The organism is Nostoc sp., from assembly GCF_036919555.1.
GTDB lineage: Bacteria > Cyanobacteriota > Cyanobacteriia > Cyanobacteriales > Nostocaceae > Nostoc.
The window spans coordinates 24,419-36,149 of sequence record NZ_JBALCS010000117.1 but is presented as its reverse complement, the minus strand read 5'-3'; the positions used below and the strand labels follow the sequence as shown (position 1 = coordinate 36,149).

General features: G+C 46.3%; 4 protein-coding genes and 1 pseudogene. 1 reads left to right on the top strand and 4 read right to left on the bottom strand.

Going from position 1 to position 11,731, the window contains the following annotated elements; all coding sequences use genetic code 11:
• Nucleotides 1-93: 93 nt before the first annotated feature.
• A pseudogene (locus tag V7K36_RS31830) lies at nt 94-435 on the top strand (Uma2 family endonuclease); the annotation flags it as partial.
• Between the two features lie 142 nt (nt 436-577).
• Here the strand turns inward: V7K36_RS31830 and V7K36_RS31825 are convergent.
• The 4 genes from V7K36_RS31825 to V7K36_RS31810 form a co-directional block, all read right to left on the bottom strand.
• Nucleotides 578-4,651, bottom strand: a complete 4,074-nt coding sequence (locus tag V7K36_RS31825) for a DNA-directed RNA polymerase subunit beta'' (protein ID WP_335121802.1) — start codon at nt 4,649-4,651, stop codon at nt 578-580.
• Nucleotides 4,652-4,738: 87 nt separating this feature from the next.
• The gene (locus tag V7K36_RS31820; RefSeq protein WP_334939475.1) at nt 4,739-6,616 is read right to left on the bottom strand and encodes a DNA-directed RNA polymerase subunit gamma; all 1,878 of its coding nucleotides are present in this window, start codon (nt 6,614-6,616) and stop codon (nt 4,739-4,741) included.
• A 137-nt stretch (nt 6,617-6,753) separates the two neighbouring features.
• Nucleotides 6,754-10,053, bottom strand: coding sequence for a DNA-directed RNA polymerase subunit beta (gene rpoB / locus V7K36_RS31815; RefSeq protein WP_335121800.1), 3,300 nt, complete (start codon nt 10,051-10,053; stop codon nt 6,754-6,756).
• Nucleotides 10,054-10,803: 750 nt separating this feature from the next.
• Entirely contained in the window at nt 10,804-11,589 is a 786-nt protein-coding gene (locus V7K36_RS31810) for a TatD family hydrolase (RefSeq protein WP_335121810.1), read from the bottom strand.
• Nucleotides 11,590-11,731: the final 142 nt, after the last annotated feature.

Sequence of the window (11,731 nt, the reverse complement as noted above, 5' to 3'; positions counted from 1 at the left end):
GCGATGAAGGCTTAATTGGTTTAATCATTGTGGTCTGTTTTTTGAGCCTATTAGATAGCTTTTTTTGTGGTGAATTTGATCGCAAACTGCTGTAATATCTATTACTACCCCGATGTGATAGTAAGTTGTGACCAACGAGATAAAGCTTTTAACAACTTTCTGCGTTACCCCTGCTTAATTGTAGAAGTGTTATCTCCGACAACAGAAGCCTTTGACAGAGGTGATAAATTTTCTGACTACCGACAGATGGAGTCACTTCAGGAATATGTACTTGTGAGTCAAACTCGGTTAAATGTTGAGTGTTTTCGCCGCAACCCAGAGAGACAATGGGTACTTTATCCATATAAACAAGAAGATATCATTCATCTGGCAAGTGCAGATTTTCGGTGTGCTGTTGCAGATTTCTATGAGGATGTTACTTTTGAATCGCCCTAATGACTGACTACTAGCTCGACAGCCAGAAACCAGAATGTTGAGGATTTAAAAATGTGTTTTTAGCAAAATAAAAAGGCAAAAGAAGATTTTCTTTTGCCTTTTGCCTTTTTACCTTTTAATAAAGACGCGAAATTTCAAGTCTCTACTCTTCGTCGAAATCATCTTCCTCGTCTTCCTCTTCTTCCTCGAAATCGTCGTCGTCTGGTACTTCATCGGCGATTAATTCATCTTCTTCCTCTAGAATTGACCTTTCTGCACGTCTGCTACCAAAACCAGATTCCCCAAGAGTAGGAGAATCTAAATTATAGGTGCGAGCTGTGCGGTCATCTAAGACCATATCCAGGGGATCATCAACTTCATCCAAGACACTATTGCTAATCTCAGCAGCATAATCATCGATCGCACCGGGTTCATCATAGGTATTGTACCCAGTACCAGCCGGAATCAATCGCCCGATAATCACGTTTTCCTTTAATCCCCGCAGCCAGTCGGATTTGCCTTCGATAGCTGCTTCGGTAAGTACCCGTGTTGTCTCTTGGAAGGATGCAGCGGAGATAAAGCTATCAGTATTCAACGATGCTTTAGTAATCCCCAACAATACTGGGGTATACTGTGCCCGCGCACCACCAGTAATTGCCATAGCTTCGTTCACCTGCTCAACTTGGCGCAGTTCTACCAATTCACCGGGAAGCATAGTGGTGTCACCACCATCATCAATCCTGACTTTGTTGGTCATCTGGCGAACAATTACTTCAATGTGCTTATCGGAAATATCAATCCCCTGAGATTGATACACCATTTGCACTTCATTCACCAAGAATGTCTGTACCTTTTGCAAAGCATGGCTAGCACAAGCATAGATTCCGTCTTCGGAACCCAGGCTAAAGAAGATTTCCAAAATTTCGTGGGGGTTGGATGGCCCATCTGTCAACGGTTGTCCGGCTAATACAGTTGATCCATCTGGCACAATCAAATTTTGTCCTGGGCCTAGAGGATAATCTGTGATTACGCCATTTGATTCTACGACTTTGATGGCGATCGCTTCATCACCACCGTCGGCGTAAACTACCTTAATTTCACCCGCCCGGCGACATAAAATACACGCTTCTTTCGGTTTGCGAGCTTCGAGCAGTTCCTCAATCCGGGGCAAACCTTGAATAATATCTCCGGTTTTGGCGCGTTCAAACACCAACAGCACCAAGTTATCACCCCGTTGTACCAAATCGCTGTCTTCTATCTGCAACACAGCACCAGGGCTGACTCGATAAGGGCGACCGATGCGGGTAGTAATAACATAGTTCTGAGTTTGGAGTGAGGAGTTAGGAGTTTCGGAATTAACTCCTAACTCCTCACTCTTAACTCCTAACTTTTTAATATCCACTACTTGCCCTGATTCTGGGGCAAAAACTCCAGGAGCAACTTCTGTACCTTCTACTAGCAAGTCACCCACTTTCACTTTTGGCTGAGTACTAGTATTAATGGTAAGCCTGTCAGCGTCGCGCAATACCAAGCAGCGACGCACGTTTTCGGTTCCTTTTTGAACGCCTCGCACTATCCCCCCTTCTTTACACAAGATTTGGGTACGTGCTACCACAGATCCAGGGGCGATGGTAAGCCCATCTTCTACCTCAAGTGTTGTCTGGGTGCTACCTTGGGTGGCATCGGCGGTAATGTCTCGACGAATTACCAAGGACTCCAAAATCACCAGTTGTAAGCGTTGAACTTCTGGATCTTCGGCATCCTGTACCAATTCAATATCTGCTGCTAGAGGCGAAGCATTGTGGTCTTGTTCTCCTTCTTGCTCAATTTCCAGCACTAGCTGGGTTCGCAGCAGTTCCACACCTTCAACAGACTTGACGCGTTCCGAATCTTTGTAAGGTAGTCGCTGCACAGCCCGCAACTGAATTGATCGCCCGGTTTGTTGACTTATCGATGTAGTTGATGGCACATCGGGATTATCCGGTACGGCAAACTCAACTACTGGACGACTCAACAGGGCAGGCCCTTCTGGTGTTTCCACATACTGGATATAGCGCAATTCCGTGGCAACACTACCTTGAAACTCCTCACCTGGTTGGATGAAGGTGTTATCTCGCCCGATAACTGCTTCTGGATCGTCCACCATTAGCAGTTCCCCTGGCTTAACCACAACTTCCCGCAGGATGTCGTTTTTCTGGGTCACTTCTACCACACCGCTGTTTTGGCAGAAAATATCTTTTACTACCTCAGTGCCAGCTTCCACAAACTGACCGTCTTCTACCAACAGCAAGGAGATATCTTTATTAACTTCGTGACTTTCTTCGGGAATCCACAAGAGGGTACCGCCCTGCACCACTTCATAACCCAGCTTGGCTTTGCCTTTTTTCTGGACTTCTACACCCGCGAATTTCAAAAATCCACCAGTGGTTGTGCGATAGCGGTCATCAATTAACTCGGCTACTACTTGACCATTTTGCACTTTTGTGCTAGGTGTAGCTCGAAGGTTAAATACCTGGTTGTTGCCAGTGGAGACTAAGTAATTATTGCGACCTTGGGAACTTTGGACTGTTACCGTTGCCTGGTCTAAAACTACAGAAGCGGTGATAATCTCAATTTCCCTGGTACTTTTACCTGGGTTAACTTCGGGCAAGCGCACCACACCGCCGTGCAAAGTGCTTAACTTGGTTTCTGCTAAAACTCCATTAGAGGCGATCGCATCACCATTTTTGACAATCAATTCTGCACCGGGCGGCAAGTTGTAAACTTCCCCAGACAAAATCCAAATCAAGCCACCGCGTGCGGCTGTGGTTGTGGTATTACCCTGACGGTCAGTTTTTTGTTCTGGGACTACTTCGGCAAATTGCACTTCCCCTGCTAAGTCAGAGGCGACATCTTTAACTGCTTTTTCTGTATTAGTCCGAGTTGTGCGTCCACCGAGGGCAACCTCTGCCAACAACTGACCTTGTTTTACCTGATTTCCGTCAAATACATATAATGTTGAACCTTGAGTAAGATGAACCTCTTGGTTGTCTGGGGTAACATCACCTACTTTTGTTGGCTCCAAAAGCAGGATGCCATTAGCCTCAACATATAGGGCATCTTCACCGTGGCGGGTACGATATGTTCTGGTCTTCAGTTTGCGAGGAAGCTTAACAGTTCCATCGATTTTAGAACGAACTTGTTGCGCTACTTCTCCAGTAAACACACCACCCGTGTGGAATGTCCGCATGGTTAACTGGGTGCCAGGTTCGCCGATACTTTGGGCGGCAATAATTCCCACAGCTTCGCCCAAGTCCACCATTTTGGCGTGGGCTAAACTCCAGCCGTAGCAGTGTTGACAGACAGAACGTGCTGCTTCACAAGTTAGGGGCGATCGCACCACAACTTCTCCCACCCCAGATTTTTCAATTTTCTTCGCCAAGTCTTCAGAAATTGGGGAATTGCGTGGTGCAATCACTTCTTTTGTCACCGGATGCACCACATCTTCGCCAATTACCCGTCCCATCAAGCGGGTTGCTAGAGGAATCAAGGTTTTGGCACCTTCTGTCATTGGTCGAATGCTAAGACCTCTGGTGGTGCCACAATCAAATTCCCGAATAATTACATCCTGGGATACATCCACTAACCGGCGGGTGAGATAACCAGAGTCAGCCGTCCGCAAGGCAGTATCCACCAATCCTTTTCTAGCACCGTAAGACGAAATAATATATTCCGTCACAGTTAGTCCTTCACGGAAGTTGGTTTTGATGGGCAAATCGATAATTTCCCCTTGAGGATCTGCCATCAGTCCCCGCATCCCCACCAATTGCCGGACTTGGGAGATGTTACCCCGTGCCCCGGAGAATGCCATCATGTATACGGAGTTTAGGGGATCAGTCTTCTTGAAGTGAAGGACAACTTCATCTTTCAAGGCTTCACTGGTACCGTTCCAGGTATCGATTACCTTTTGGAAGCGTTCTACTTCGGTGATTTCTCCGCGTTGGTAACGGATTTCAGTGGCGCGAATTTCTTCTTCGGCTGCTTCTAAGAGCAATCGCTTAGTTGGTGGCACCATCAAGTCATCTACACTGATGGAAACCCCTGCTTTGGTAGCGTAGCGAAATCCCAAATCTTTCAATTTGTCCGCCATCACTGCGGTTCGCGCTGTACCATAATTCGTAAAGGCCCAAGAAATTAAATTTCTCAGTTGACCTTTGTCAACCACACGATTGCGAAAAATCATTTTTTCGTTAGTCATTAGTCATTAGTCCTGAGTCATTAAGAGTCCTGAGTCCTGAATCCTGAGTCCTGAGTGGTTTTCCTACTCAAAACTCAGCACTCAGCACTAACTTGCTAGTGCTTCCTGAATGGCATTGTTGTAAATAACGCGGCCAGGAGTTGTGTATATATACTGCGAAATTACATTGCCCTTAGCGTCTTGTCTGACTCGGCGGAACTTATAGAGTAATGTCCGGCTACCATCGTCGTTTTCCGTCACTTTCAGAGGTTCCGTATCCGGTTGGTCTGATTCTATTTCACCGTCAAACCGCACGTAAATATAGGCGTGCAAGTCAATTTGGTCTTGCTGAAAAGCCATAATTACGTCATCTAGCGAATAAAAGTACTTTCCTGCGCCTTTTGTCGCACCGGGATTTTCTGCTGTTAAGTAATATGCCCCCAATACCATATCTTGGCTGGGCGTGATGATCGGTTTACCCGTGGCTGGTGACAGAATATTGTTAGAAGCCAACATCAACAACCGCGCTTCAGCCTGACTTTCTAACGACAACGGTACGTGTACCGCCATTTGGTCGCCATCAAAGTCGGCGTTAAACGCTGGACACACCAGAGGATGCAATTGAATCGCTCTACCTTCTACTAAAATCGGTTCAAAAGACTGAATACCCAAGCGGTGCAACGTTGGTGCCCGATTTAGCATCACAGGATGTCCTTCAATCACTTCTTCCAGCACATCCCACACGCTGGGGTCATTACGCGATATCAGCTTTTTCGCAGCTTTGATGTTATTCACCATGCCGCTACGAATGAGGCGGTTAATCACAAATGGTTGAAATAGCTCAATCGCCATTTCTCTAGGTAAACCACACTGGTGAATTTTCAGCTTTGGCCCGACAACAATTACAGAACGTCCAGAGTAGTCAACCCGTTTTCCTAACAAGTTTTGTCGGAAACGTCCTTGCTTACCCTCAATAATGTCAGACAAAGATTTTAGGGGTCGGTTATTTGCCCCTACCACAGTGCGTCCCCGACGACCATTGTCAATCAAAGCATCCACTGCTTCTTGCAGCATCCGCTTTTCATTCCGCACAATAATCTCTGGTGCCAAAATTTCTTGTAAACGTGCCAAACGATTGTTGCGGTTAATTACCCGCCGATACAAATCATTTAAATCGCTGGTGGCAAACCGTCCGCCATCTAGTTGCACCATTGGGCGCAAGTCGGGGGGAATCACGGGAATAACTGCCATTACCATCCACTCTGGTTTGGAACCAGTGGCGATGAAGTTGTCAATCACCCGCAGTCGTTTAATTAGCTTGGCCCGCTTTTGTCCCTTGGCGTTGCCAATTTCTTCGCGTAGGCTTTCCGCTTCTTGCTCTAAATTGATATCGGCAAGCAAGCGCAACAGTGCTTCAGCACCAATACCAACCTCTACGCCCTGTAACAGAGAATCTTCGCTATAAATTTGGTCTTCAATTTCCAACCACTGATCTTCACTCAGTAGTTGTTTGTAAGTTAAAGTTTCGGCATTACCTGGACTCAGGACAACATAAGAGTTGAAATAGACAATCTGCTCGACATCCCGCAAGGGCATATCCAACAAGATGGAAATATAGCTAGGAATGCCTTTGAGATACCAAACGTGAGCTACTGGTGCGGCGAGTTTAATATAGCCCATGCGGTGGCGACGCACCCGTGACTCGGTGACTTCTACCCCACAGCGCTCACAAACAATACCTCTGTGACGAACTCTTTTATACTTGCCACAATGGCATTCCCAATCTTTCGCGGGTCCAAAGATGCGCTCACAAAATAAGCCATCCATTTCTGGCTTGAGAGTTCGGTAATTAATCGTTTCTGGCTTGGTAACTTCACCGACTACCTGACCATTGGGCAATGTTCTCTCGCCCCACTGCCGAATGCGTTCAGGGGAAGCCAAGCCAATTTTTACGTAGTCAAACTGATTAGTTTGGGCAGGTCTCATACTTAAGTACTGAGTTCCGATTTATGAGTTTTGAGTATATTTAGTTTTAAGGTTTGAATTAAGAGAGATCCAAGTGCTAAATACCAATTGCTGAGTCTTTTAATTCTCAGCATTTAGCACTTAGCACTCAGCACTCCTTATTCGTCTTCCTCCAACGATTCGCGGGAAAGAGATTCATAGGTGGGTCGAGTAGGTGTGCGACGCGCTGATTGGTCTGCCATCAAATCGACTTCCACATCTAGGGAACTGCCGTCTGCTTGGGTTTCTACCTTGTGTACGGCAATGTCTAATCCCAATGATTGCAACTCGCGCATTAGCACCTTAAAGGACTCTGGGGTTCCAGGTCGGGGAATTGCCTTGCCTTTAACGATCGCATTTAACGCTTCATTCCGTCCTTGCATATCGTCAGATTTTACTGTGAGCAGTTCCTGTAAGGTGTAAGCTGCACCAAAAGCTTCCAATGCCCACACTTCCATTTCCCCAAACCTCTGACCACCTTGTTGTGCTTTACCACCCAAGGGTTGCTGAGTCACCAGTGAGTATGGCCCTGTAGAACGGGCGTGAATCTTATCATCCACCAAATGCACCAGTTTCAGCATATAAGCCACACCGATGGTAATTGCTCGGTCAAAGGGTTCGCCTGTACGACCGTCATACACCATGATTTTGCCAGGATTATCTGGGTTGTATACCCAGTCTTTACCTGTTTCATCACGTGCTTCTTGCAATTTGCCATGTACGATTCGGCGCGATGACTCTTCACCGTACATTTCATCAAAGGGAGTAATCTTAAATCGGACTCCCAAGGTTTGACCAGCCCAACCCAAGAGGCATTCAAATACTTGTCCGACGTTCATCCGACTGGGTACGCCCAAGGGGTTGAGTACAATGTCCACTGGTGAACCATCGGGCAAATAAGGCATATCTTCTGCCGGTAATATCCGAGAAATAATCCCTTTATTACCGTGGCGTCCTGCCATTTTGTCACCAACTTGGATTTTGCGTTTTTGGGCGACATACACCCGGACTACCATATTAGCTCCTGGTGGCAGTTCATCGCCTTGTTCACGAGTAAACAAGCGCACATCAACTACGCGACCTTTTTCACCATTTGGTACTCGCAGAGAATTGTCCCGCACATCCCGCGCTTTTTCACCAAAGATGGCACGCAACAGTTTTTCTTCTGGCGGTTGGTCAGATTCACCTTTGGGTGTGACTTTTCCTACCAAGATGTCTCCAGCTTCTACCCATGCCCCAATGCGAATGATTCCCTGTTCATCCAACTGACGCAAGGCATCTTCCCCGACGTTAGGAATTTCTCTAGTGATTTCTTCTGGCCCCAGTTTTGTCTGTCTAGCTTCAATTTCATATTTTTCAATGTGAATTGAGGTGTAGACATCATCCTGCACCAGTCTTTCAGAAATTAAAATTGCGTCTTCGTAGTTGTAGCCTTCCCAAGGCATATAAGCAACTACAATATTTTGTCCTAGCGCCAATTCACCGCCTTCGGTGGAGGAGCCATCAGCCAGCACCTGACCAGCAACAACACGTTCACCAATGCGGACGAGGGGTTTCTGATTTAAACAGGTGTCTTGGTTTGAGCGTTGGTACTTAGAAAGGGTGTACTTAATTTCTGAAGTGTTAGCTTTAGGACGGACACGAATTTCTGTAGCATCCACATAAGTGACATCGCCATCGGTGCGCGATACAACCACCATCCCAGAGTCTCTTGCTCCTTGCGCTTCCAAACCAGTACCCACCAGAGGACGTTCTGGCTTGAGCAGGGGTACTGCTTGCCGTTGCATGTTCGACCCCATCAGCGCTCGGTTAGCGTCATCATGCTCCAAGAAGGGAATCATGCTGGTCGCTACCGACACAATCTGTACGGGAGATACTGCTACGTAGTCCACCTGTTCTGGTGTTGTGGTGGAGAATTCCTGGCGATAGCGTACTGGCACTTGCGGGCCAACAATGTGCCCGGTTTCATCTACAGGAATATCTCCAGGAGCAACCCGCAGGTCGTCTTCTTCATCGGCTGTCATGTAGGCTGGAGGCACGTCAAATCTAACTCGCCCATTTTCTACAGGTCTAAATGGCGTTTCTAAGAAGCCGTACAGGTTAACCCGTGCATGGGTTGCTAAGGAGCCAATCAATCCGGCGTTGGGACCTTCTGGTGTCTCAATGGGGCAAATGCGTCCATAGTGACTAGGATGAATATCCCGCACAGCAAACCCAGCGCGTTCGCGGGTTAAACCACCAGGTCCAAGGGCACTCAGGCGGCGTTTGTGGGTCAGTTCTGCTAGGGGATTTGTTTGATCCATGAACTGACTTAACTGGCTGGAACCGAAGAATTCTTTAATTGCTGCTACCAGTGGTTTGGGGTTCACCAAGGAAGCAGGGGTCAGCACTTCCGCATCAGATACGGTCATTCGTTCCCGAATAATCCTCTCTAAACGGTTTAAGCCTACCCGTACTTGGTTTTGCAGCAATTCACCGACGCTTCTCACGCGCCGATTACCTAAGTGGTCAATGTCATCGATATTACCAATATCATATTCTAGGTTGATCAGGTAATCTACGGCTGCCAAAATATCGCCAGAAGTCAACACGCGCATTGTGTCGGGGACAGAAAGGCGCAATTTCTTGTTGAGCTTGTAGCGTCCGACGCGACCAAGGTCATAACGTTTCGGGTCAAAGAAACGGGAGTCTAGGAGCTGTTGTCCACCTAACACCGTAGGTGGTTCACCAGGACGGAGTTTCCGATATAACTCCATTAGGGCTTCTTCTTCAGAGAATTGCCCTTCTTTTTCGATGGTTTTTTGGAAATATTCTGGATGACGTAAGGCATCAAAGATTTCGTTATCTGATAACCCTAAAGCTTTTAAGAGTACCTGCGCTGAGAGTTTGCGGGTTTTGTCGATGCGTACCCACACCAAATCGTTACGGTCTGTTTCAAATTTCAGCCATGCTCCCCGGTTGGGAATTAAGCTAGCTGAATAAGTACGTCGCCCATTTTTGTCTATTTCTGATTTGTAATAAACCCCTGGCGATCGCACTATTTGGTTGACAATTACCCGCTCGGCTCCGTTAATAATAAACGTGCCGCGATCAGTCATCAAAGGCAAATCCCCAATAAATACTTCTTGCTCTTTGATTTCCCCTGTTTCTTTGTTAATCAGACGTGTAGGTACATACATTTGGACGGCATAGGTACTATCCCGCCGTTTGGCTTCTTCGACGCTGTACTTTGGCTCCTTGAGTTTGTAGTTATGACCTAAAAAGTGCAGTTCTAATTTGCCCGTATAATCTGTGATCGGACTAAAGGAGTTAAGTTCTTCTATCAGCCCTTCTTCCAAAAACCAGCGAAAGCTTGACCTCTGGATTTCAATCAAGTCGGGCAATAGAAAGGCGGGTTCCATATATGTTTCTTTAGTCATGCCTCTTCCTTTGTCAACCTGGTAAAATTTTCCCTTGGACACTGCTATTTGACGCTTCCCACTGCTAGCCAGTGTCCTTAGCTGTTTGGGAACTTTTTCTTACACACTTGCTATTTACAGGTGTGGGCAAACGCAGCAATTAAAGCTGGCTATAATGAGCAATTTCGACAAGGGGGTAATCGTCCCTAATCGGTGACTCAGAAGCCAAAAACCAACTATAGTATTGATTCAAAAAGAATATACAGTTGAGATATTCCTGAGTTTGATCTACTTTCCTCACTTCCCCTCCAAAAAGCGCGTTAATTTGCTGACGCAGATCCACGCGATGTGTCTTAAATCACTCCGGTATTTATACTCTCAGTGATATCCTAGATATCCTAAGACTGAGGGAATGATCTGTACCCTGTCGGCTTTGAATCAGAATCACTTCATTTTGCTGAATTGTACTCACAAGGCAATTTTGTTTAACGATTTTGAATAGGTTCAATAGACACCAAGCCGATGTTGTGCAAAATTCTAGCTCGATTTGGGTTGGCACGGTTAGTCATGTGTGGAGAGCATCCGCTTGTAGAGATTTGGAGGATGGCCAAGCTATAACAGCATGGAAAATTCCGAGGAGAAGTTTTAGGTTGCTTCCTTTATCATTATGGCGCAAGCAAAATGTTTTTGAGGGAATAATATTAGCATATTTTGTCCTCCTAGAGTTTTATTTTTTTTAGCACAACTGAATAAAAGAGATTAAAGCACACTTTATATTGACAGACCGAATAATTCACAGGCATTTTGGGTGGTTTGATGGGCGATCGCCTCTACCGTTTCCTGACGTAGTTTAGCTACTTGCTCGGCTACATAAAGCACGTAGGCAGGCTCATTGCGCTTCTCGCCCCGTTTAGGAACCGGAGCTAGGAAAGGACAGTCTGTTTCAATCAGTAGGCGATCGCTCCTCACCATCACCGCTGAGGATTGGATCGCTTTGGCGTTTTTGAACGTTACCGTTCCGCTAAAGCTAATATAGAAGCCTAAATCGAGAAACCATTGAGTTTCTTCTGGCGTTCCTCCCCAGCAATGCATGACACCTCTCACCTTTTCTCCTTTAAGTTCCCGCCATTTTTGCAACACTTCTCTGGTTGCCATAGCAGCATCACGGCAGTGGATAATCACTGGTAAGTTGAGTTCAGATGCGATCGCTAACTGTGACTCGAACACCATGTACTGTTGCTGATAGTTATCAGCTTTGTAAAAATCCAACCCCATTTCCCCAATTGCTACCACATTCGAGTCAGAACTTGCTAAAGTTTTTATTTTCTCGGCTGTCTCGCTATTCCATTTATCAGCATCTAAAGGATGTAATCCTACAGCAAAGCTGATTTCGGGAAATTCTTGGGCTATGGATTGAATACTGGAAAACTCCTCAGGGTGAACACAGGAATGTACTAAACGCACTACACCTGCTTGTTGCCACCGCGATCGCACTGTTGCTAAATCCGGCTGGAAACTATCAAAGTTTAGATGAACGTGCGTGTCTATCAGTTGCATTCTTTGTCCTTTGTCATTAGTCATAAATCATTAGCCCTGATCACGACTAAGAACAAATGACCCTCCAGGTGAATCCTTCTCCAACAGGAGAAGCAACGCATACCCTTCACGATTACCAGCTAAGAGGGAAACCACGCCCACC